Raw genomic sequence first — 23,798 nt, 5'->3', positions numbered from 1 at the left:
AGCCTCCATGGAGGAAATCATGAGTGCTTTTTCGAATGTCACAGCAGGTGGCGCGCAACAGCTACGCCTGTTGCACACCGGTCTGTCGAGTCCCTACTGCCTCGATTCGACGCCGCTGCTGGAGCGTCAGCAACAGCAGGAATCCAACGCTCGCAGTTACCCGCGACGCATTCCCCTGGTGCTTGAAAGGGCCCATGGCATTTATGTGCAGGACAGCCGGGGGCAAGTGTTCGTCGATTGCCTGGCCGGTGCCGGGACCCTGGCGCTGGGGCACAACCATCCGGTGATCGTCGAAGCCATCACCCAAGTCATGGCGGCCGGTGTGCCGATGCATACCCTGGACCTCATGACACCTGTAAAGGACGCATTCGTCCAAGAAATTTTCGCTTGCCTGCCCAGCGAGTTCGCTCGCCACGCACGCATTCAGTTCTGCGGCCCGAGTGGGGCCGATGCGGTCGAGGCCGCGCTCAAGTTGACCCGTACCGCCACGGGGCGGCATTCGGTCCTGGCGTTCGAAGGGGCTTATCACGGGATGACACTGGGCACGCTGGCCATCAGCGGCAACCTGTCGCCCAAGAATGCCCTCGGTGCGTTGATGCCCGGGGTGCAGCGCCTGCCGTTCCCTCATGATTATCGTTGCCCGTTCGGGGTGGCCGGCGATCAAGCGGTCACGTTGAACGTGCGCTACCTCGAGCATTTGCTCAACGACCCGGAGAGTGGGGTGACCGCACCCGCGGCGATGATCCTGGAGCCGATCCAGGGCGAGGGTGGGGTGATCGCAGCGCCAGATCGCTGGCTGCAGGAACTGCGTCGGTTGACCCAGGCCCACGGCATTCCGCTGATCGTCGACGAGATCCAGTGCGGCATTGCCCGCAGCGGGCGGATGTTCGGCTTCGAGCAATCGGGGATCACGCCGGACGTCATCACCTTGTCCAAAGCCATCGGCGGCGGGTTGCCGCTGTCGGTGATGGTCTATCACGAGTCGCTGGACGTCTGGCAGCCGGGTGCCCACGCGGGCACGTTCCGTGGCAATCAGTTGGCAATGGCGGCAGGTACCGCGACCTTGCGTTTCATCCGCGATCAAGGCTTGGTCCAGCACGCTGAAACGATGGGCGCTCACCTGCAAAAACACTTGCAGGCACTGCAAAGTGAGTTCGCCTGGATCGGCGACGTGCGTGGGCGCGGCCTGATGCTCGGCATGGAAATCGTCGACCCGCAAGGTACTCCAGACGTGCAGGGCCATCCGCCGGTGGACACGGCTCGGGCCAAGGCTTTCCAGCAGGCGTGCCTGAAGCATGGATTGATCGTTGAGCTGGGTGGCCGCCACGGTGCGACCGTGCGCTTCTTGCCGCCGTTGATCATCACCGAGCAGGAAATCGATTTTGTGGCGCAAATCCTGTTCCAGGCCGCGAGCACGATCAACGAGCGTCCCGCCGGCTGATCATCCGGTTCGGGCCAGCGTCCTGCTTGGGCGCTGGCCCGGCCCGACGTGTACTCAGTAGTCCCAGAAGGCCGCTACCCAGCGAAACGCGTCACCATTGACCGCCACCCGGCCAACGGAGGGGAACGGCAGGTGAGTCGCGACTAGCAGCTCGCCGGATGCCGCCGCTTCTTGCATGAGGCGGACCCGAACGCGAACCGATTCTTCTGGGTCATGTTCAAAACCGTTCTGCCAATCGGGATGGTCGAAGGCCACCGGGAACAAGGCATCGCCAGCGAACGTCAAGCGCTCCTCGCCGGACGTTACGTGGACCACACTGTGCCCTGGGGTATGGCCGCCGGTGCGCTTGACCACCACGCCCGGGGCGACCTCGTAGGTTTCCTCGAAGGTGTGCAGTTTGTCGTGGTAGTCGTGCATGAATTGCGTGGCGGTGGCGCGCAGTACGTCCGGTACCGGCGAGGGCATGGAGGTGAGGGTGAAATCCGGTTCGGCCCAGAACGCCACCTCGGTCGCGGCCACGTGGATCCGCAGGTCGGGACGCAGTCGGCTCTTCACCTCATCGACCAGCAGCCCGCCAATGTGGTCCATGTGCATGTGAGTACTCACCACGTCGGTCACCGACCCCAGGTCGATACCGGCGGCGGCCAGGCGCTTGGGAAACTGTCCGGCGCGCGGGAAGCCGGGGAATTGTGCGCCGAGCCCGGCATCGACGAGGATAGTCTGCTCGCCGCTGCGCACCACCAGCACGTTCAACGCCCAATCGAAGGCGTCCGGGCCCAGGAACATTTCCTTGAACCAGGCCGCTCGGGCGGCTGGATCGGCATTGGTGGACATCGTCGAGGTCGGCAGCGGCAGTACCCCATCACTGACCACCAGCACGTCGATCTCGCCAATCTTCAGGGCGTAGCGCGAAGGGCCCAACTCCTCGTACGAGGTCGCGTGCAAGCTCATGGTTGAATCCGGATGCATTCCATCCTGGGCGGCAGGGGTGTTCAAATGCGTGGTCATGGTCGTTCTCCGATGGCTTGGGTCAAGGCTTGGGCGAGCACCGCCTCTCTCGGCATGAGAAAGGGGTGTCGCTGGAGAATGAGTCTGCATCCCGTCGAACCGCGCTCGATACCATACGTGGGTATGTTGCGCAGGCGCTTTAGCGTGATTGACCCCAGCAAAAGGTATGGGCATCCAGTGTGCCGGGGTGAGGGCGGCACAGGCGCTATGGATGCAAACTGACCCGCCGCCATCGCGAGCAAGCTCGCTCCCACAGGGGATCTGTGGTGTTCATGAATGTTGCATTCAGCTCAGGGCCAAAGGGTCTGGGTGTGTTCATGAGCTTTGCATTCAGCTCAGGGCCAGGGGACCTTGGGTGTGTTCATGAGCTTTGCATTCACCACAGGACCCTTGTGGGAGCGAGCTTGCTCGCGATGGCGATCAACCCATTCACACAGGCCGCTCAGCCCTAACGCTTGCACTCCAAGCCAACCCAATCCCCTGTGGCTAGGGAGCTTGCTCCCGCTGGCCTGTAGGAGCTGTCGAGCGAAGCGAGGCTGCGATCTTTTGATCTTTCGCTCCAGACCCCGTTGGCAGGGGAAAGATCGCAGCCTCGTTGCACTCGACAGCTCCTACAGCGCAGCCGAGCGGGAGCAAGCTCCCTCGCCACGGGGGCAGCGTTGTCTGGGCTGGCGCCATCGCGAGCAAGCTCGCTCCCACAGCAGGCTTATGGGGGGTCGTTCCGGCGCTTGAACCACCAGCGCAGCCGGGAGATGGGTTTGCCCTCGGCGTCCAGTGGCCGGCCGTCGTCGGCGTAGGCCTGGGCCGGTTCCAGCAGTTGGCCGTTGAGGTAGCGGGCTTCGACCGCCAGATTGCCGTTGGGGTGCAGGCGGCGATAGCGGCCGTCGCGCACGCCGTCGCGATAGATCTCCGTTTCAGCCAGTTGCCCGTCGGGGAAGTAGTTGTTCGCCTCACCGTGCAACAACCCGCGGCGATACGTGGCCTGACGCTGCAAGCCGCCTTCGGCCCCGTAGAAGCTCGCCACGCCTTGCAACTTTCCCTTTACGAACGGCAAGACCGCCGAGACCTTGCCGTTAGGGTGATACAACGTGCTGGTGCCTTGCAGTTCACCTTGGCTGTAGTTGAGCTTCGCTTGCGGACGTTGGGCTGCGTCGATCTGCAGCGGGCCGTCGAGCCGGCCATCGTCCAGCTGCCCGTCCCGCCGGCTGTCGCCGCGCTCCAGGTCCAGTCTTTTCGTGGTCAGCGTTGCGTTCCCATCAGTTGACCTTCACCAGGCCACCCTTGATGGTCAGCATGCCGCCGCCGTCCACGGTCTGTTCGGCGGCCGCCTTGTTCACCAGGCTGATGCCGGCGTCGTTGGTGAGGGTGGTGCCAGCCTTGTTCTCCAAGGATGTCCCGGCCTGGTTGCTCAGGGCCGTGCCGGCTTTCTGGCTGATGGAGGTGCTGGCCTGGGTCGCCAGGTCCGCGCCGCTCTTGATGGCGAAGCTGCCGCCGCTTTGCAAGGTCAGGGTGCCGCTGACCTTGATGGTCAGGTTGCCGTCCACAGTCAGGCTGTAGTTGCCGGTGACCTTGTGGTCGTAGTTGCCACCGGTGCTGTGGGTCTGGTCCGAGCCCACGGTGACGGTGCGGGTGTCCTTCACGTCGAGGCTGGCACTGCCGGTCTGGATGGTCACGCTGCGCTTGCCCTTCTCCAGGGTGACGGTTTCGTCGCCGTCCTTCACCGTGCGGGTGCGGGCGTTCTGCACCGTGAGGGTCTCGTCGTGGCCGACGGTGGCAGTGGTGTCGTTGAGCACGTTGATGTTGAAGTCTTTTTGAGCCTGGAGAAACACCTCTTCGGCGTCCTTCTTGTCTTCGAAGCGCAGCTCGTTGAAACCGCCGCCTCCCTTGGACGAGTTGGTCTTGATCCCGGATTGGGTCTGGTTCGCCGGCAGGGCATAGGGCAGGGCATTGTCGCCGTTGTAGACGCAACCGGTGACCAGGGGCCGATCCGGGTCGCCGTCGATGAAGGTCACGATGACCTCCTGGCCGATGCGCGGCACGAACTGCATGCCGAAGCCCTTGCCGCTCCAGGGCAAGACCACACGCACCCACCAGGAGGAGGTCTCGTCATTCTTGCCGGTGCGGTCCCAGGGGAACTGCAATTTGATCCGGCCGTATTCATCGGTCCAGATTTCTTCGCCGGCCTTGCCCACCACCACGGCCGTCTGGGTGTGCATGCGCGGGTTTGGCGTGATGCGGGCCGGTCGATAAGCCGTGGCCTTGGGGATCGCTTCGAAGCGGTTGCGATAGCTGTCGTGGCTGGCTTCATGGCTGACCGACGTCACCACCCAATCGATATTCAACGTCGTGTCTTCATGGCCGGCGAGGGTGAACCAATACCCCGGCACCAGCCAGCGGCAATCGCTTTCGCCAACGAAACGTTTCTCCTGGCTGCGCAGCCCGTCCACCCGCTGTTTGGTCAGCGCGTCGCCCTGGGCCTTGGCGGTGTAGCCGCCCGGATGCTCATACATCGAACTCGGCCCGGCCATGGCTTCGGCCTGGCTGAAGAGCGAGGTGGCCGGTGTGGTGAACTCATAATCGGTGGCCTGGTACACCCCGGCCACCGCTTGCAGGCACACCTGCCCAGAACGGATGCCGTGCAGTTCCCGCTCGCCCATTTTTTGCCCACGGTAGTTCACCGTCGGCCCATTGGGGATGGGCGTGAAGGCGTCGTTGCTGTCAGCCAGTACCAGCGTGTGCTTGCCGGATTCATGGCTGAAGAACCAGAAAATCCCGTCTTCTTCCAGCAGGCGCGAGACGAAGGCCAGGTCGGTTTCGCCGTATTGCACGCAGTACTCGCGAGGGGTGTAGCTACCGGTGAGCTTGAGTTGGAAGTCGGTGAAGCCGTGGGCCTTGAAAATCGTCGTGACGATGTCCGACGTGGCGAGGTTCTGGAACACCCGGTTGTTGCTGGCCAGGCTCAGCCACCAGAGCCAGGGGCGGAGCAAAAGTTGATAACGCTCGGCGGTGGCGGCGGCGGGAAGTTGGCGGATTTCGGCGACCAGAAAATCCATGGGTCGCAGTAAGGCATCCTTGTGCAGCGTCGTGGTGACATGGCTGGCGACGGCTGTGGTGAGGGTCAACGAAGCGCCATCGTTGATGCCGTTGAGAACGTGCGAACCCAAGGCATTGAGGCGTTCTTCGCCGGACAGCGAATCGGGGTACAGCGCCGACAGCGAGCTGGCGGTGAGGGAGAGGGTGGTGTTGCTGTCGACACTTCTAGCCATTGAGCATCCCTGTCACTGCTTGTTAAGCAGGTTTCCTATCCCCATGACCATTCTTTGATCAAAGTTCGGTTGGGCCCGCTTCTCCTGATTGTGATTGGTGCAAGTGATCCAAAGATTATCCAGGTCGTTATAGATAAGCTGAAGTTGGGCCAGGTCGTTCCAATCTATGGCAGTGGCACCCCATGCGGCAAACCCGTGTGAGATGAGCGCAGCAACATCAGCATCGTATCTATTGGTATTCATAAGGCGTGAAAACGGAGTCCTATGATCGACCTGGGTGTGCTCCTTGACATGCAGCGATCCGTTGTTTGTCAATATTCGAGCATCCATTTCGCAGTAATGGCAGCGGTAATAATCGAGTACGCGACCGCTGAGGCTTCTTTGCGGGACCGTGGGCGCGTTCTGATAGACCCAGTTGATGGTTTCCACTTCTAGGTACGGAGTCTCTGGAGCTCCGTATAGCATCATGCTCTTGGCCAATCTCATGTTTCACCTCATGTCATTGGTAGGGTTATTCCAATACCCACTCCGCCAATTTCCCCGTCCCCTGCGTCATCAACACAATCTCGACATCCCGTGCCCCCGCCGCGCTGCACTTGGCCAACACAGCCTTGACGATTCCCGCATCGAATTCGAACTGCTTGCCCGTCGCCGCCTTATAGCGCCCGCGCAATTTCTCCAACTTCGCCAACACAATCCCTTCCAGCGTCGCTTCATCCAGCGGCCGGTACGCCACCACCGTCATCCGCGCCAAAAACGCCGGGCGAAACGCTAGCAGCAGCACCTTGTGCAAGGCTTCGTTGAAAGCGTCGCTGCCCAGTTGCGCCACTGGCGTGTCCAACAGCAGTTCGGCGCCGACGTTGCTGGTGGCGAGCATCACGGTGTTCTTGAAATCCACCACCAGGCCGGTGCCGTCTTCCATCAGGCCTTTGTCGAAAACGTTGTAGAAAGCTTCGAGCACGTCCGGGTGGGCCTTCTCGATTTCATCCAGCAACACCACGGAATAGGGTTTACGCCGCACCGCTTCGGTGAGTACGCCGCCGCTGCCGTAGCCGACGTAGCCGGGCGGGGCGCCCTTGAGTGGGCTGACGGTGTGGGCTTCCTGGTACTCCGAGAGGTTGATGCTGATCAGGTTGCGCTCACCGCCGTACAAGGCATCGGCCAGGGCGTAGGCGGTTTCGGTCTTGCCCACGCCGGTGGGGCCCACCAGCAGGAACACGCCGACCGGTTTCTGCGGGTCGGTAAGGCCGGCGCGGTAGGCTTGCAGGCGTTGGGCGATGGTGTTCAGGGCCGTGCCTTGGCCCATGACCCGCTGGCCCATGCGCTGGCCGAGGGTGCGCACGGCATGGGCTTCATCGGCGAGCATCTTGCCCACCGGGATACCGGTCCAGCCGGCGATCACCGCGGCGACGGTCTTGCTGTCGACCTGTTCGGGCACCAGCGGATCGTCCTGGCGAATGGCATCCAGGCCCGCCTCCAGGCGCAGCAGTTCGGCGGCCAGGTGGTCGATGCGATTATCGATCTCGGTGTCGGCTTTTTCACTGTCGGCGCGTTCGCTCAGGGCGAGCAATTCGCGCCGGGTGTCGAGCAGTTCGCGCACGGCTTCGCGCTCTTCGCCCCAGCGGGTTTCCAACTCACGGATGGCCTGCACGTTGCTGGTCGATTCGCTTTCCAGCAAGGTGATGCGCTCGCGATGATCCAGACCGGTGGCCTGTTCCCGGCGCAGGCGTTCGACTTCATCCTTGAGGCTGTTCTGCCGGTGGCGCAGGCTTTCCAGCGGCGGCGGCACGTCGTGCTGGCCGAGGGCAACCCGGGCGCAGGCGGTGTCGAGCACGCTGATGGCCTTGTCCGGCAACTGGCGCCCGGAGATGTAGCGGTGGGACAACTTCACCGCCTCGTGGATGGCCGCGTCGAGCACTTGCACGCCGTGGTGCTGTTCCAGTTTGCTCGCCACGCCCCGGAGCATTTCCACGGCAGTGAGTTCGTCCGGCTCCTCGACTTGAACCAGTTGGAAGCGGCGGGCCAGGGCCGGGTCTTTCTCGAAGTATTTCTTGTATTCCAGCCAGGTGGTGGCGGCCAGGGTGCGCAGTTCGCCCCGGGCCAGGGCTGGCTTGAGCAGATTGGCCGCGTCGCTGCCGCCCTCCGCACCGCCAGCGCCGATCAGCGTGTGGGCCTCGTCGATGAACAGGATGATCGGTTTCTCGGCGCTGCGTACCGCGTCGATCACGCCCTTGAGGCGCTGCTCGAACTCGCCCTTGACCCCGGCGCCGGCCTGCAACAGGCCCAGGTCGAGTACACGCAAGGTGACTTCCTGCAACGACGGCGGCACATCCCCGGCGGCGATGCGCAGGGCCAGGCCTTCCACCACGGCGGTCTTGCCGACGCCGGGCGCGCCCACCAGGATCGGGTTGTTCTGCCGGCGCCTGAGGAGGATGTCGATGCACTGGCGGATCTCGCCGTCGCGGCCGACGATGGGGTCGATGCGGCCGTTCCGGGCGTCGGCGGTCAGGTCCTGGGTGTACTGGTCCAGCACCGGGTCCTGTTTCTGGGGGGGCTCGCCGGGTTTGGCCGGGCGCACGCCACCGACATGTTCACGTGAGCTTTCGGTCCATTCCAATAGATGGGCGCGCAGGGCATCGCGGGGAATGCGCAGCAACGACGAGGCGCTGTTGAGCAACAGGCTGCGGCGCTCGTCACGGTCCAGCAGGGCCAGCAGCAACAGCCCCGAGCGGATGCTGTCCAGGCCCAGCACACTGGCCTGGACCACGGCATCTTCCAGCAGTCCAATGGTTTGCGCCGACAGGGCGGGCGTACGGGTGCTGCCGGATTTGAACAGGTCCAGGGCCTTGTTGGTTTCCGTTGCCACCGCGTCACGTTCCAGGCCGAAACGCGGCAGCAGGCAGGCGAAGTCACCGCCCTCGATGTCGAGCAACTCCAATAACAAGTGTTCGATTTCCACGTAATGGTGGCTGCGCTGCAGGCAGCGTTGTGCAGCCCGTTCCAGGGCGCGGCGGTTGTCCGGGTTGAGGCGTCCGATCAGGCTGGCCAGTTCCATTTCAGGCGATCTCCGGCTGACGAAGGCGAGTTTCGATCCGTTGCACGGCGAGGGTTGGCTGGCGTTGCAGGCCACCGTTCCAGTTCAACCGTGGCGCGGCCTGGCGGTCCAGTTGCAGTGGGCCGGTGCCGCGGATCAGCATCACCAGGGTGCAATCCAGGTCAGGGCCGAAGTACAAGGCGTAAAGGCTGGCGAGCAGCGGATGGGCTTCCCCGGTGGGCAGCAATCCATTGGCCTGGGCTGTGCTCAGCGGGCCGAGGGTCAGGCACACGCCGGCATGTTCGTCCCAGACCCGGGTGCCGGCCACGGCGTTGCGACCCAGGCGCAGGTTGCGCCCACCCGGTTGCAAGCGGCTACGGCTGGCCGGCGGGATCTCACGCCAGCCACCTGCGTAGGCGCTCAGCTCCACGGGCAAGCCGAACTGTTCACGGACAATCGCCGCGAACCCCGCCAGGGAGCGCCGGCCATCGGCATACAGCGCGGTGCAGGCCAGGACCGCCGAGTCAGGTGCGGCCTGGCGTTCCTGCAAGGCCTTGGGCAGCAGGCCGGTCAACGCGCGCAGTTGCGCGTGTACGGCGGACGCGCCTGGCGCCGTGAAACCGAGGGCGATGCGATGTTTGCGCATCACCTTGTACAGCAGGCTGAGCAGGCGATGCTGGAACAGGTCGAGGAATTCCGCCGGGGCATGGTCCTTCGCCCGCGCCCGTTGTTGCAGCCATTCCTGGTAGGCGTAGGGCAGCGGACCGTCCGGGCCACCGAGGCCGAAGATCGGTGTGGTCAACGTGGGCGGCAGGCCGGGTTCCTGGCCCAGGCTCTCCACTTCACTGGCGGCGAACAGTGGCGTCAACGGCCCACGCAGGCGCAAGGCTTCGGCGTGCGGCGCGGTGCCGCTGCCCAGGGGTTCGGCCTGGGGATGTTCGCGTTCGAGCAACAGCAAGGCCTGGAGCCATTCGAAGCGTTGCGGGTCGCGCCGCAGCCGTTCGCTCAGGTTCAGAGCACCAGGGGTTTGCCGGCTTGGGGTTGCCATGTCTTCACCTCCTTGTCGGACTGGACCAGCACGGTGCGCACGAAGCGATTGGCGGTGGCGTAAAGGGAAAAGAACTGCGCCAGCACCCCGGAGAACAGCACCGCGCTGCTGCCGACGAAGTGTTGCGGATCCAGTTGCAGGCGCACCTCCAGGCCGTTTCGCCAACCGCGCCAGGCGTCTTCGCCAACATGGGCGATGACGCGATCGCAGCCCAGTCCCGCGTCCCCTTCGATCTGACGGTGAGCACTGGCCTCATCCCGCAGGTTGTGTAACTCGAGAATCTCGCGCAGCGCGTCCAGTGCCTGGGGGCCTTCGACCAGCGACAGATGGTTGAGGGTCAGTTGCGACACCAGCCGCCAGCGCGACTCACCGTCCAGGCGCGGCAGGCTTTGCGGGCTGGGTGGGTTGCGCAGGCGCGCCCAGGCCACCGGCCCCGGGCGCTCGAAACCCAGGGGCGTGCCGGCCGGCAGGCTTTGGGCCAGGTGGCGGTTGGTGCACAGCAGTTCGGCGGTGAGGCTGTAGGCGCGAGTGTCGGCCAGCGGGTCGAACTGGGTGTCCACCAGGCTGATCATCAAGTCGGTGCCCAGTCGGTTCGGGCTCATGCCGCTGACCCGGCGTGCATGCCAGTAGCAAGTTTGCTCGTTGCCATGCTGGCTGCCGTAATAGGCCGGCACTTTGCGCACGCCCTGGCTGGAGATGGCGCGCATGCCCCGGATGCTGTGGATCTCGACGCTGTTTTCCCGATGACTGTCGGCCACCAGCCGGTACTCGCTACGGGTGCCGTCCGGGCGCAGCGGTTCGGACGTGCGCGGAAACAGGTTGATCACCGGCGTGCAGCCCAAGGCGATGTCGCTGGCCTGGAGCGGCAGGCGACTGCTGGGCGCGCGGTCGAATACGATGTACAGGTACAAGGACAGGCTGTCACTGGTGGCGCCGGCCAGGGGCAGGTCGAAGAAGCTGAATTTATCCGGAAAGGCAAAGTATTCGGCCAGCAGGCGCATGCCGGGGTGCACGCCGTCTTCGTCTGGCAGCAAGACCTGGTCGCTGGCGAAGCCGACGATCTGCGGCAGGCCAGCCAACGGTTCCGGCACGCTTCCCGGCGCGCCGGCCAAGACCTTGATGGCGTGAGCGCCCAGCAGATCGTACAGCCCGGCGTTGATCATCGGTGATGCCGCCAGGTGCACCCGCAGCGAGTCGATCCCCAGCGCCGACCACTGGCTTTCCCCCAGGCAACGCAATTCCAGGCGCAAGGCCGAGCGGGCCTGGACCACGCCGGTCAATGCCTGGGCTTCATCGCTGCCCAGCAGTAATGCTTCGCTGACCTGTACCGGCCACAAATGGACTGCGGCGGTGGTGCGAAAGTGAATGCTCTGGCCTTTGTCGGTGGTGACGAACAGCGGCGTGTCGCGGGGTAGCGGATAGCCCTCGTTCAAGTTGCCTTTGCTCGGGTCGGGTTCGAACTGCACGATGGCGCACGACGGCAAGGGTCGCATGGCCAGCGGGTAAAGCTGTTCGAGCAGGGCATCGCTGAATTCGGCGTAGTCGTCGTCCCGCCGCCGTTGCAAGCGCGCGGCCAGCAGGGCGAATCCTTCCAGCAGGCGCTCGACATGGGGGTCGGGGCACTCGCCGGGGGACAGCTCCAGGCGCCGGGCGACCTTGGGATAACGCTCGGCGAACAGGTTCCCGGCGTGACGCAACCAGGTCAGTTCGCGTTGGTAATAGTCCAGCAATTGCGGGTCAATCGAGTCGCTCATGGCGCACCTCAAGGCCGTCGCCGGCGTGCTCGATGACAAAGGCCACGGGCCAGGCATGCAGGTCGCCGCGCAGCTCGCCCGACAGCCGTATGCACAGTTGCTGCGGATGGCCCGGCACCGGGCAGACTTCGACGTCGCCCAGGCGCAGGCGCGGTTCGAAGTGAGTGATGGCCTGGCGGATTTCCCGGGTCAGTTGCCGCCGGTCATCGCTGCGCTGCTGTTGCAGCGCGGTCCAGTCGGCGATGCCGTAGTCGAGGATGCTCGGGGGTTCGGTCAGCGTCCGTGGGCCGCGACGGGTATTGAACAGGCGCGACAGCTCGGCATGCACCGAGTCTTGCAGCGCCTGTCGGTCGAACGCCCGCCCGGTATCGTCCGCCGGGCTGGCCAGGCGTTCGAACAGCGGCGGGCGCAGCCCGAAGCCAGCCATGGGCACGGCTTCCCTACTTGGTCATTTTGTTGGCGGCCAGGTCCCAGGTCGTGCCGGCCGTGCCTTCCTTGGTGCCGTCGTCTTTCTGTGCGGTGAGCTCCCATTTGATCTTGGTGAAATTCAGCGACAGGGTTTCCACGGGTTTACCGCCGGTGCCGCCGCTGACACTGACGTTGGACAGCACGACGTTGGTCAGGGTGTAGACAATGAAGGGCATGATCTGGCCGCTGCCTTCGGCGGCGTTGCGGCCGATGGTGACGACGGCTTGCGGGATGGGCTTGCCGGCGCAGCAATATTCGTTGAGCGACGGGGTGGAGCTGTCGATGAATTTGGTCAGGGTGAATTCGCCGATGTGGGGCCGGCCGGAGGTGCGCTCCGAGTTGCTGACGTCGTTGGTGACCTGCATGGCCACGTTATGGCTGTAGGACATGACCTCGATCTTGTCCGTGAAACCCTCCAGCAGGCTATCGCCCTTGATGTCGCCGCCGAGGTCGAGAATGATTGCATCCATTGTGTGGAACTCCTGAAGAAGACGAATGAGATGTTCAACGCCGGACCTGTGGCGAGGGGATTTATCCCCGCTGGGCTGCGCAGCAGCCCCCTAAGCAGTCAGCTCAATCTGCCTGACACACCGGGTTGCTGGTATTCAGGGCCGCTTCGCGCCCCAACGGGGATAAATCCCCTCGCCACAACAAGCGTTCTCGCCAAGGTTTTATTGGTCAGGCAGCGACCGGTGGCGGCAACGTCGCCACCAGGCGGATCGAGGCCGTCAGTTCCTCCAATTGGAAGTGCGGCCGCAGGAACACCGTGGCCTTGTAGGCGCCAGGCTTGCCGGCCACCTCCGTGACGTCCACCCGGGCTTCGCGCAACGGATACTGCGCCTTGATCTCTTGCGGCGCGTTGTCGTTGATCAGCACGTAGTCAGCGATCCAGTTGTTGAGGTAGGTCTGCACGTTGTCGCGGGTCATGAAGCTGCCGACCTTGTCGCGCATGATCACCTTCAGGTAATGGGCGAAACGCGAAGCCGCGAGCACATACGGCAACATCGCCGAGATCCGCGCGTTGGCGTTGGCCTCGTTGGTGTTGTAGACCTTGGCCTTGTTGGTGGTCTGGCCGCCAAAGAACACCGCCACGTCGCTGTTTTTCTTGTGGCACAGGGAGATGAATCCCAGGTCGTTGAGTTCTTTTTCACGGCGGTCGGTGATCGCCACTTCGGTCGGGCATTTGAGCGACAGGTCGCCGGAACTGGTGCGGAAGGTATGGGCCGGCAAGCCTTCGACTGCGCCCCCGCCTTCGGCCCCGCGAATCGCCGCGCACCAGCCATATTTGGCGAAGGCTTCGGTGATGCGTTGCGCCAGCGTCCAGGCGGCGTTGCCCCACAAGTACTTGCTATGGTCGGTGCCGTTGACGTCTTCGACGTAGTTGATGCCTTCCACCGGCAAGGTGTCCGGGCCGTAGGGCAGGCGCAGCAGGAAGTGCGGCAGCACCAGGGACACGTAGCGCGAGTCTTCGCTTTCGCGGAAGGCGCGCCACTTGATCAGTTCCTGGCTCTCGAAGATCTTCGACAGGTCCCGGGGGATCGCCAGTTCGGTGAAGCTGGTCATGTCGAACAACCGCGGACTGGCGGCGGCAATGAACGGGGCGTGCGCGGCGGCCGCGACGTTCGAGAGTTTTTCCAGCAGGCCGATGTCCTGCGGATGCCGGCCAAAGGTGTAGTCACCCACCAGCAGGCTGAACGGGTGCCCGCCGAAGGTGCCGTATTCTTCTTCGTAGATTTTCTTGAACAGCGCGCTCTGGTCGAATTCGACGGCTTTTTCCAGGTCGTTCTGGAGTTCTTTCTGGGTGACGTTGAGCAGGCGCAATTTCAGTCGGGTGCTGGTTTCGGTGTTCTGCACTAGCAGGTGCAGGCCGCGCCAGGAGGCTTCGAGCTTCTGCAGTGCGGGATGGTGCAGCACTTCGTAGAGCTGGGCGCTGACCAACTGGTCGATCTGGCTGATGCGGTCGTTGATCATCGCCACCGTGTCCTTGTCGATGGCCATGCCTTCGTCGAGGACCTGGGTGGCGAATTCGGCCAGCATGTCGCGGGCGTAGTCTTGCTGGCTGTCGTCGTGGGCCATGCGGCCTTCGGCGATGATCTTGTCCAGCAGGGACAGGGTCTGGGTCGTGCTCTCGCTGGTTTGAGCGCTGGATGAAGCAGGCATGGCTTTATCTCCCTTGAATGAGGCGCGCGATCAGGCCTGTGGCTCGGCCGGGGCAGGGTCATCGTTGGCGGCGACGATCGGCAGCTCAGGCGTCGCGTCCTGGGGCCGGGCTGATTTGATCTCCTGCAGGCCTTCTGTGTTGGCGATCACGTCGCGCAGCAATTTGTCCAGGTCGTCGTTGCCGTCGAGCTTGGTCAGCAAGTCCCGCAGGCGTTGGCGCGCTTCGAACAAGCGGCGCAACGGCGTGACCTGCTCCACGACCTTCACCGGGTCGAAGTCGTCGATGTGACGGAAGTTGAGCTCGATGTTGAGCTTGCTGTCGTCGCCGCTGAGGGTGTTGTTCACCTGCAACGTGGCGCGGGGGGAGATGGAGGCGAGCACCTCGTTGAAATTGTCCCGATCGATTTCCGTGAAGCGCCGCTCGTTGAGCTTGGGCAGCGGGTCCAACGGCTTGCCCGAGAGGTCGGCCAGAATGCCGACGACCAGTGGCAATTCTTTTTTCTCGATGGCGTTGCCGATTTCCACGTCATAGGTGATCTGGACGCGGGGAGGACGGACTCTGTCGAGCTTGTGCTGGGTACTTTCTGCCATGGCGGCCGACTCCGATGCATGTGTGGGAGCAATGCATCGGGAGTCCCGCTCATCGCATTCCCTTGCTGATCCGCAGGTTGCAAATGGGCGGCAGAAAACCTGTCATTCCCTTGACGAACCTGGTCCATTCAACCGTGTGGGTCGAACTATCCAAGACGCTAGAACAGGTCTATAAAAAAGCAAGCAAAAACAATTTTTGACCGCTGAGAAAAGGAAGATTCATTTTGCGTGGGTTTTTTTATGGATTTTTTTTGAGCCTGGCACTCACCGGTTGCTCGCTCTTCGCCCCCAGTGTCGACCTCGACAGCTTGACCCTGGACGTCGCTTCCGGCGCCAACGACGACACGCCGATCGCGGTGGATTTCATCGCGGTGAACGACCCGGACCTGCTCAAGAAGCTGTCGGGCATCACCGCCAGCCAATGGTTCGCCGAGCGCGAACAGTTCCAGCGCGATTATCGTCAACTCATGTCGGTGTGGGGGCTGGAGCTGGTTCCGGGGCAATTCATCGACCGTCAACCGTTCCCGTTGGAGGGCCGGCGCGCCGCTGGACTTTTGGTCTTCGCCAGCTATAACACTCCCGGAGCCCACCGGCTTCGGCTGGACGATCAGCGCAAGGCCTGGCTGAAGTTCGACAGTCGCGAGATGACCCTGGTCAACGATGGCCAGCGCGATGACAGCCAGCCTTGAGTGAACCGCGGGCCGCCTTGCGCGGCGACATTGGAATGTCGAAGGGAGTCGTATGAGTCTGTTACCTGACGCGGTGTGCTGGCATGAGGGCATGCAATTGCTGCCCCAGCATTTTCAATTGCAGGGGTTGCGCGCCGAGGCCTTGGCTGCGCATTTCGCCGGGGCTTGCAACCCTTGGTTCTGGGGCGTCAGCCAGTTGGAAGTCGACCCGTCGGCCCTCAGCGCCGGCCAGGTTCGACTGCTGCAATTGCAAGGTACTTTGCCGGACGGTTTGCCGGTCAATCTGCAGGCGGGCGTCGGGCCGCCCTTGGAGCTGGACATCAGCGAGGCCATCGATAAGACCGACGACGCCACCGTGACCGTTTACCTGGCTGTCAGCCCGTTGTGGCGCGCCGGCCAACTGCTGCCGCTCAAGGGGCGCATGCAATCGGTGGTCGGTGAAGCGCTGCCAGACCTCACGAGCGGCGAGTTTCCCGAGTCAATCACCGTCTGGCGACCGAACCCGAGGCTGTGCACGCAACTGAGCAAGGCCGATTCGATCTGCCTGCCGCTGCTGCGCATCCGCAAGGAGGGCGGCGGTTTCTGGCGCGTGCCGTACACGCCGCCGACGCCGGTCCTGTTGCCGGAGTCGGTCCTTGGTCGGCGGGTCGCCGGGGTGTGCGCCAGGGCTCGGGAAAAATGCATGTTCCTCGCCGGTCGCTTGCGCCAGGCCCAGGCGGCAGGCAACCAGGACGATGCCATGGAAATCCGCCGGCAATTGACCGCCTTGTGGGCGCGCTTGCCGGAGGTCGAAGGGGCGTTGACCACCCGGGTGGCGACGCCCCAGGCACTCTACGGCCTGTTGCTGGGGCTGGCCGGGAGCTGGTCGGCCCTCGATCCGCTGGCAGGCGTCCCGGCCTTCGCACCGCTGGATTTTCTCGAGTTGCAGCGTGGTTACGAGCCGCTGCTCGACTGGCTGGAAACCACCCTGGAGCTGGTCCGCGCCGGCTATCGCAGCCTGGCCTTCGAGCGCAACGAGCAGGTCTTCTCGATCCAATTGCCGGACGACCAACCGGATCAACGCCTGGTGATCGGCCTGCGCATGCCCAACGGCGCCAGCGAGCAAGCGGCGGCCGACTGGTTGCGCGGGGCGATCATCGCGTCGGCTCGGCACGTCCCGCTGCTGAGCCGGCAACGCATGCGCGGTTTGCCCCACCAGGCCATGAGCCGCAACGAACAGGTGGCCTACAGCGTCGGCGACGACACCCGTCTGTTCGTGGTGGCCGCCAGCGGGCAATGGTTCGACGGGCAATTGCCGCTGCACATTGTGGCGCCGGCATCGGCCCAGGCCAGCAGCCCGTGGCAGGTGGTGTTGTTCGTGGCGCAAGCCGGTGAAAGTGCCTGATCGCAGAAGGGGAGTCGTATGCCAGACGGAAGTGGCGGGGCGGTTCGGAGTCTGCATGAGGCGCCGCTGAGCAGCGCTTTTCGCCAGGCCTGGCTGAAGTGGTCCCAGGAATGGCAGGACTTGCCCAAGGACAGCGACCCTGCGGTGTTGGTCAATCGGGTGGTGGAGTTTTCCGGGCGCAGCGCCCAGCGCCTGTGGCGGGTAGCCTTCGCCACCGTCGGCGATGCGGCCACCGAGCAGGTCAAGGCGCTGGTCTATGCCTTCGTGGCGTTGGTGGACGAAACCCTGCTGTTCCGCCCCTGGCCTGGGCAATTGGCTTGGCAGCAGCCCCCCCTCGAGTCGCGCAGGTACGCCAGTCGCCAGGCCGGCGAGCGCTTGCCGGCGGCGATCAAGAAATTGCTGGATGAGCAGATGCCCGGCACCCGGGACCTGGCGATGGTCTACCTGCAATGCCTGATCCTCGGTTTCCAGGGGCGCTTGCGTGGCGAACCTGGCCAGCTCCAGCTGGCCAAATGGCGCGGGGCGCTGTTCACCTTCGCCTGGCAGCACGAGGCCGATTATGTCGATGTCAGCCAGCGCCTGGCGCTGTCTTCGGCGGTGCCACCGGTGCGGATGCCGGTGCAGCAGTCGTTGCCGGACGGCTTGCGGCTGGGGTTGGCGATCCTGGCGATGGTGTTGTTGCTCACCGGTCTGGGGCAGGTGTTCTGGCGTGACATTCGCCTGGAACTCGAACCCGTGCTGCAACTGGGCGAGTCGGTGGTCCAGGAGCAGGACTCATGAGCCTGGTCAATCTCGTTGCCCTGGTGTTGCTCGCTGTTGTCGTGGTGCTGTTGATTGCGGCCCTGGTCTGGTGGCTGCGGACCCAGGGCGGGGCGGCGATCCGCAGTTTCTATGGGGCGGTGCGCCACATGGAGCAGGAGCAGGGCACTCGCGACCGCTATCAGATGCCCTGGCTGATGATGCTCGGCAACGAAACCGACGGTGCCCAGTTGTGCGCCCAGTGGCGCTTGCAACCGACCGAGAAGGCGGCCTGGTTCGGGCGTTGGTTTTGCGATGCCGACGGCGCGGTCTTGGTGGTGCCCCAGGCACTGTTTCTGCCCGATGAGGGCATGAACCGGCAACGGGGCAATTGGTGGCGCCTGCTCGGGCTGATGTTGCGCTTGCGCAGCAAGCGGCCATTGGATGCGGTGATCTGGACCGTGCCGTTCAGCACCCTCGATAACATCGAACACACCACCGAGCTGAGCCGCAAGGTCCGGCGCTGTTTCATCGATCTGTTGCAACGCTTCGGCCTCAGCCTGCCAGTGTATGTCGTGATCACCGGGATGGAAGAACTGCCTGGGTTCCAGGAACTGGTCAGCGCGCTGCCCGCCGAGGCGCGCGAGTCGATGCTGGGCTGGTCGTCGCCGTATTTGCCGGACGCGGCGTGGCAGTCGCAGTGGAGTGACCAGGCCCTGGACCAGGTCAACGCCGCGCTCTCGCAGTCGATCATCGAGATCGGTGCGCTGTCGGGGCAACTGAGTACCGATCTTTATGGCTTGCCGGAGCGTTTCGAAGGCTTGCGGCGGGCTTTGCAGATCCTGCTGGAGCCGGTGTTCCAGGGCAATGCCCAAGGCGAGGCGCCGCGTTTTCGTGGGGTATATTTCACCGCCAGCCAGGCACCTTCCCTCAGCAGCGACGGGTTCACCGCCTCTGACAACGCCCAGCGGCAAACCGTGTTTGCCCGGCAGTTGTGGTCGCGGCGATTGGTGGCCGAACGGGGCCTGGCCCAGCCGGTGCCACGGATGTTGCGCTTGCGCCAACGCGGGCATCGCTTGGTCGCGGTGGTGGCAATGGTGGTAGGGCTGGTATGGCTGGGGAGCATGGTCTGGGTCTGGCACGATTCAGTGGAGGAAGCCGAGGGACTGTCGCGGTTGATCCTCAGCGCCCATAAGAACCACCTCGTGGTTGACCCTGACGAGCCGCAACTGGAGCCGACCCGGCACAACGTGCAGAACTATTGGAACGTGTTGGAAAAAGCCCCGCGCTGGCGCTTCGTCTCGGTGGTCTTTCCGACTTCTTGGTTCTCTTCCGTGGACACGCAACTGGAGAATGGCTTGCGCCTGACCGCCCGGCATCATTGGATATTGCCGCTGCGGGACCTGCTCAACTCAGACCTGGAACAACTCAAGTCCATCCGTAACACCGAGCGGCGGGGCAACGTCGAGAGCGAAGACCCGGCGCAATGGCAGAGCTACGTGAAAGCCAAGGCGCTGGTGGACCTGGCGGTACGCCTGGAACAGCACAACCAACTGTTCAGCCAGGTGGTAAACGATCCCAAGGCGCCCCTGGACGAACTGGTGCAACTGAGCAACACAGCCTTGTCCCTGGGCCTCAACACCGGGACCTTGAGCCGCGCACATTTCTACAACCGGGTGCTGTTCGACGCCCAGAACAGCGACTTGAAAGGGCTGGATCTGAACGCTGCTCGCCCAGTGATCTCCGATAATTTCACCGGCCTGATGCAGCGCTGGCTGGACCATTACTTCCTGGCGGACAACTTCGTGCGCCAGGCCGGTTACCTCAAGCTGCACCTGCAACGGCTGGAGGCCGGCAGCGGCAACTCCTTGAGTGAGCTTGAAGACCTGATGGCGCTGATCGACGATTTACAGACGTTGGTCAGCTTGACCAATTCCGCCTGGGGTCGAGGCAAGGGCCAGGACCTGGTGCCCGGTTACAGCCAGATGCTCGACAAGGTCAGCCACAGTGCTTTGCTGGGGCCGGATATCGAGCAGGACCTGGAGAGCCAGGCGGCGAAGTTGCAGCAGAGTTTTCGTGATCAGTGGATTGTCCAGACCGGTTCCCGGGACAACCTGTTGGTGCAACAGGGCAGCGGCCTGCTGGTCTTGCAAGACCATGTCACGGCGCTGGACGGTGCGGTGCAGGCACTGTTCAAGCGCGATTTCGTGGCGTTGCCGATGCAGAAGGATCCGTCGGACAGCAACCCCGATGCGATGGGCCAGGGCGATGGCAGCGATGACTTCAGCGTCGCCCTGAACTACTTCGCCAGCTACAAGAGCTATGCCACTGAGGAGCTGCCGCGCATTCCGCCGGATTACCGTGACGCGCTGATGCAGGCCGCCGAAGGTGCCGCGGCGCGCGCCATGTGGCTGAGCCTGGATGAAAGCGACGCGTCATTGCCCGGCATGGGCTTCAATGTCCAGACGGCCCAGGCCGTGGCACTGCAAAAAGCCTTCATGGATGTGCACCGCGGCGACCTGGCGATCCGCTTCCAGCGTCTGCTCAATCGCCGGGCCTTGGCGCAGATCAAGAGTGGCCTGGACGAAATCGATGCCCAACCGCTGTTCAGCCAGCGGGCCGATATCCAACGCTGGGACGGTTCGAAGAACTTCGGCTTGCAGCTCTACGGTGCCAGCGATCCACAAGACTTGAAGCTGAGCCTGAGCCAGCAATTCGGCGTGATGCTGCAGGCCGCCGAGCAGCGAATGCCTGCCCTGGAATGGCTGATCGTCCAGCAGGACAACCTGTCGGCCCTGGAGCATGACCAGGTGGCGCGCTTCATGGCCCTCAACGATGAATTGCTCAAGTACAAGAACCAGAACCCGGCCAGCTCGGCGGCCCAGCTGGAGCAATTGGTGAGCCGCGACTTTATCGCCATGGACACCGCGTCCTGCGCGCAGATCTTGCAGACCGCCAGCCTGCCCAGCGGGCGCGGTGACCTGGCCCAGCGCACGATTGCCTTGCAGCAGGGCGCCCTGCAGCGCTGCCTGTACTTGCAACAGGACCAGGCGGCGACCGCCTGGAATGACCTGGCCAACTATTTCAATCAATACCTGGCCGGGCGCTTTCCGTTTGCCCAGGATGTGCGGGCCAGCGATGCCGACCCGGCGCGGGTCCAACACTTGCTGGCGTTGATCGACACACGCCTGCCCCTGGCCCAGGCCGGGTTGGCGTTGAGTCAGGCGCCGGAGCGGCTCGCGGCCGAGGATTTCCTCAACCGTTTGAAACAAGCCGGGACCTGGCTCGGACCGCTGGTCGTACGGGACAAGAGCGGCATTCTTGGCGGGGAGATGGACGTGCGCTGGCGGACCGATCGGGATGAGGAACGCGGCGCCGACCAGGTGATCGCCTGGGGCCTGAACGCCGGCAACCAGCAGATCCGCTACCCCGGCGGTGATCAGCAGAACCTGCGGTGGATGGTGGGTCAGCCCGTGAGCCTGACCTTGCGCTGGGCCCGTAACGGTTACCAGCGTCCGGCCAACGACCCCTTGCAACCGAACCTGGTGGTGCGCGACCTGGAGGCGGGCTGGGACTACCAAGGGCCTGGGTCATTGCTGCGGTTGATGCGCTCCCAGGCGTCAGCCCAGCGCCAACCGAACGTCGACTACACCGATTTCCCCCTGGCCCTGCAATTGCCAGTCACCGCCCAGACCCAGGCGCGCACGGTGGAGCGGACACTGATGTTCGTGCGCCTGTCGTTGATGAGCCAGGGCTCCAAGCTGCCGTTGTCGATCCCGCCGCTGCCGACGCGGGCCCCCCGTTCACCCTTCATGGCGACCTCATCGAGCCCCGCCATCGCCACCCGTGAGGAGGGCCTGTGAACCTGCCGATATCGCCTTTGCCGGAACTGGTCACTCAGTTGCTTGAGCCGATCAGCGCCGAATCGCCCTGTGGCCAGGACCTGCGCTACGAACCGGAATACGATCAATTGCGCGAATTGCGTCGGGAGGACGACACCAGCCTGCCCACCGGCGTGTGGCAGTCTTCGATCAAGCGTGCCCTGTGGCCGGACCTGGAACGGCTCGCGAGCACGCTGCTGCTGGAGCGCAGCAAGGACCTGATGATCAGCGCCTGGCTGGGGGAGGCCTGGCTGCACATGGCCGGGCTGGAGGGATTGCCGGGCAGCCTGGCGCTGGTGGCGGGGCTGTGCGAGCGTTATCCGGAGCAGTTGCACCCCCAAGCCGACGAAGGCGACCAGTCGTGGCGGGTGATTCCGCTGGAATGGCTGGCCCGTCGCTACAGCGAAGTGCTGCTGACACGGGTGCCATTGCTCGATGGCCGGGACCCAACGTTCGCCAGTTTCTGCCTGGACGACTGGCAACGCTTGCAGCGCCAGCAGGTGTTGGTCAACGACAGCAAGAACGCCAAGGCCTCGGCGGAAGCGGCGCGCAACGATCACAAGAAACTCAGCGAACTGATTCGCGGCACACCCTTGTCGTTCTGGTTGCATCGCCAGGGCAGCCTGATGTTGAGCCTGCAGCACCTGCAACGGCTCGAAGCCTGGAGCGACGCCTACCTGGGCAGCCTGGCGCCGGGTTACAAATCCTTGCAGGACGTGATGCAGGCGTTGCTGTCACTGGTAGAGGAGTTCATCGCGATGCACCCACAGCAACCCACCGTCGTGCCGGTGCAAACGGCCCCGGCGGCTACCTCACCGACATCCCAGCCACAGGCGGCAGTGGCCCAGGTCTTCCAGGAGCCGGCCAATCGTGAAGAGGCCTACCGACAGTTGCTGGTGATCGCCGGTTACCTGGCCCGCACCGAGCCCCACAGCCCGGTGCCCTACCTGATCCGGCGCGGGGTGGAGTGGGGCAACAAGCCGCTGAGCGAGCTGCTGGGTGAACTGATCAGTGCCGATGCCGAGTCCCGGCGGTTGTGGACCCTGCTAGGGGTGCTTTAAGGCTGCGGGTCGGGTAGCGGCACCGGCGTCAACACCGGTTTGCCGGAAAAGAATGCGTTCAGGTTCTGGCCCACCAGTTCCACCGTGTCCCGCGTCGCTTCCGGCGACAGGCCGGCCACATGGGGGGTCAGCACGACGTTGGGCAGGTGTTTCAGCGCGTCTGGCACTTCGGGCTCGTGGTCGAACACGTCCAGGGCGGCTCCGGCGATCCGTCGATGTTCCAGGGCGTGGATCAGGTCGGTGGTGGCGACCACGCTGGCGCGAGCGATGTTCACCAGGAAACCATGGGGGCCGAGGGCATCAAGGGCCTGTTTGTTGATCAATTGCCGGGTGTCCAGGCCGCCGGGCGTGGCGACGATCAGAAAGTCCGAGACCCGGGCCAGTTCCGTGGGCGTGGCGCAGAAGGCGTACGGCACGTCGTTGCGCATCCGCCGATTGTGGTAGCTGACGCTCATGTCGAAGCCGAGGGCGGCCCGCTTGGCAATCGCCATGCCCACCGCGCCCAGGCCCAGCACACCCAGGCGCTTGCCGGCCAGGGAGGGGCGCATGACCTTGGCCCACTCGCCCCGGCGCACACTCGCGTCGGCCCGGGGAATGTCACGCACCAGCGCCAGCAGCAGCGCCATGGCATGGTCGGCCACCGACGACGCGTTGACCCCGGCACCGTTGGTCACCACGATGCCCCGGTTGCGTGCGGCCTGCAGGTCTACCTGCTCGTAGCCGGCGCCGATCACGCAGATGATCTGCAGGTTGGGCAGGGCGGCGATTTCTTCCGCCGTCAAACCCAGGGGGCCGCGGGTCAGCACTGCGCTGAAGCGTTCACCGTGTTCGAAGATCGCGGTCTTGCGTTCGGCCGGCGTGGGCGCCAATTCCAAGTGGTAACCCTGCCGCTCGAGAATCGGCAGGTATTCATTGACGGTTTCAACCAGTACCAGAACGGTTGCTGTCATGCTGGGCTCCTGTGGGCGCTTTGTCGAACATCAGGTATTCAACCTGATTGTAGGAGTCGAGGGCAGGGGGAGCTTGGGCTTTTTGGATTCATTTTTTGGATCCTCTTGTCTGTGGGAGCAAAGCTTGCTCGCGAGGCGGCCTGACAGCCGGCCTGGCTCTGGCGGCTGTACTTCAATCCAACTGTGGGAGCGAGCTTGCTCGCGATGCGATGGCACATCCAGCATGAATGTCGGCTGATCCTCCGCTATCGCGAGCAAGCTCGCTTGTATGTTTAGACTTGAAGGGGTGGGCGGGACTAAAAGCTCGATTCCGACTCTAGCCAGT

18 protein-coding genes are annotated in these 23,798 nt (G+C 63.9%); 6 read left to right on the top strand and 12 right to left on the bottom strand.

Going from position 1 to position 23,798, the window contains the following annotated elements:
• Window positions 1-19: 19 nt before the first annotated feature.
• Window positions 20-1,441 carry a diaminobutyrate--2-oxoglutarate transaminase gene (locus HGO40_RS13300; RefSeq protein ID WP_250963370.1) on the top strand — a complete coding sequence of 474 codons (1,422 nt, stop codon included), beginning with the start codon at window positions 20-22 and terminating at the stop codon, window positions 1,439-1,441.
• 54 nt (window positions 1,442-1,495) lie between these two features.
• Here the strand turns inward: HGO40_RS13300 and HGO40_RS13295 are convergent, their stop codons facing one another.
• The 11 genes from HGO40_RS13295 to tssB form a co-directional block, all read right to left on the bottom strand.
• Window positions 1,496-2,449 (bottom strand): MBL fold metallo-hydrolase, encoded by a 954-nt coding sequence (locus tag HGO40_RS13295; protein ID WP_250963369.1) that lies wholly within the window; start codon window positions 2,447-2,449, stop codon window positions 1,496-1,498.
• 706 nt (window positions 2,450-3,155) lie between these two features.
• Window positions 3,156-3,692, bottom strand: coding sequence for a toxin-antitoxin system YwqK family antitoxin (locus tag HGO40_RS13290; RefSeq protein ID WP_250963388.1), 537 nt, complete (start codon window positions 3,690-3,692; stop codon window positions 3,156-3,158).
• Window positions 3,693-3,705: 13 nt separating this feature from the next.
• Entirely contained in the window at window positions 3,706-5,715 is a 2,010-nt protein-coding gene (tssI, locus tag HGO40_RS13285) for a type VI secretion system tip protein TssI/VgrG (RefSeq protein WP_250963368.1), read from the bottom strand.
• 12 nt (window positions 5,716-5,727) lie between these two features.
• Complete coding sequence (locus HGO40_RS13280) at window positions 5,728-6,201, bottom strand: hypothetical protein (protein ID WP_250963367.1); 474 nt, start codon at window positions 6,199-6,201, stop codon at window positions 5,728-5,730.
• Window positions 6,202-6,226: 25 nt separating this feature from the next.
• Entirely contained in the window at window positions 6,227-8,770 is a 2,544-nt protein-coding gene (gene tssH, locus HGO40_RS13275) for a type VI secretion system ATPase TssH (protein ID WP_250963366.1), read from the bottom strand.
• Window position 8,771: 1 nt separating this feature from the next.
• Window positions 8,772-9,797 (bottom strand): type VI secretion system baseplate subunit TssG, encoded by a 1,026-nt coding sequence (gene tssG / locus HGO40_RS13270; protein WP_250963365.1) that lies wholly within the window; start codon window positions 9,795-9,797, stop codon window positions 8,772-8,774.
• Entirely contained in the window at window positions 9,761-11,551 is a 1,791-nt protein-coding gene (tssF, locus tag HGO40_RS13265) for a type VI secretion system baseplate subunit TssF (RefSeq protein ID WP_250963364.1), read from the bottom strand. The genes tssG and tssF overlap by 37 nt, the downstream gene beginning before the upstream one ends.
• A complete protein-coding gene (gene tssE / locus HGO40_RS13260; RefSeq protein ID WP_186704838.1) occupies window positions 11,535-11,978 on the bottom strand; it encodes a type VI secretion system baseplate subunit TssE in 444 nt (147 codons plus the stop codon). Before tssE ends, tssF begins: the two co-directional genes overlap by 17 nt.
• A 13-nt stretch (window positions 11,979-11,991) precedes the next feature.
• Entirely contained in the window at window positions 11,992-12,489 is a 498-nt protein-coding gene (locus HGO40_RS13255) for an Hcp family type VI secretion system effector (protein ID WP_186704839.1), read from the bottom strand.
• A gap of 208 nt (window positions 12,490-12,697) precedes the next feature.
• Window positions 12,698-14,179: a type VI secretion system contractile sheath large subunit gene (gene tssC / locus HGO40_RS13250; protein ID WP_250963363.1), complete on the bottom strand. Its 1,482-nt coding sequence runs from the start codon at window positions 14,177-14,179 to the stop codon at window positions 12,698-12,700.
• Window positions 14,180-14,209: 30 nt separating this feature from the next.
• Entirely contained in the window at window positions 14,210-14,770 is a 561-nt protein-coding gene (tssB, locus tag HGO40_RS13245) for a type VI secretion system contractile sheath small subunit (protein ID WP_250963362.1), read from the bottom strand.
• Between the two features lie 224 nt (window positions 14,771-14,994).
• Between tssB and HGO40_RS13240 the strand changes: the two genes are divergently transcribed.
• Genes HGO40_RS13240 through tssA form a run of 5 tightly spaced genes read left to right on the top strand, consistent with a single transcriptional unit; the run spans window position 14,995 to window position 22,523 of the window.
• Entirely contained in the window at window positions 14,995-15,459 is a 465-nt protein-coding gene (locus tag HGO40_RS13240) for a type VI secretion protein (RefSeq protein ID WP_250963361.1), read from the top strand.
• 52 nt (window positions 15,460-15,511) lie between these two features.
• Entirely contained in the window at window positions 15,512-16,843 is a 1,332-nt protein-coding gene (gene tssK, locus HGO40_RS13235) for a type VI secretion system baseplate subunit TssK (RefSeq protein WP_250963360.1), read from the top strand.
• Between the two features lie 18 nt (window positions 16,844-16,861).
• On the top strand, window positions 16,862-17,623 hold the full coding sequence (locus HGO40_RS13230) for a DotU family type IV/VI secretion system protein (RefSeq protein WP_250963359.1): 762 nt from the start codon (window positions 16,862-16,864) through the stop codon (window positions 17,621-17,623).
• Window positions 17,620-21,444 (top strand): type VI secretion system protein, encoded by a 3,825-nt coding sequence (locus HGO40_RS13225; RefSeq protein WP_250963358.1) that lies wholly within the window; start codon window positions 17,620-17,622, stop codon window positions 21,442-21,444. The genes HGO40_RS13230 and HGO40_RS13225 overlap by 4 nt, the downstream gene beginning before the upstream one ends.
• Window positions 21,441-22,523: a type VI secretion system protein TssA gene (gene tssA, locus HGO40_RS13220; protein ID WP_250963357.1), complete on the top strand. Its 1,083-nt coding sequence runs from the start codon at window positions 21,441-21,443 to the stop codon at window positions 22,521-22,523. Before HGO40_RS13225 ends, tssA begins: the two co-directional genes overlap by 4 nt.
• On the opposite strand, the gene HGO40_RS13215 is transcribed toward tssA, so the two are convergent.
• Entirely contained in the window at window positions 22,520-23,473 is a 954-nt protein-coding gene (locus HGO40_RS13215) for a 2-hydroxyacid dehydrogenase (RefSeq protein ID WP_250963356.1), read from the bottom strand. The two genes, tssA and HGO40_RS13215, sit on opposite strands and share 4 nt — an antisense overlap.
• Window positions 23,474-23,798 lie beyond the last annotated feature (325 nt).

The organism is Pseudomonas sp. CG7 (assembly GCF_023701885.1).
Classification (GTDB): domain Bacteria; phylum Pseudomonadota; class Gammaproteobacteria; order Pseudomonadales; family Pseudomonadaceae; genus Aquipseudomonas; species Aquipseudomonas zanjanensis.
This window is presented reverse-complemented; position numbering and strand designations above follow the sequence as displayed.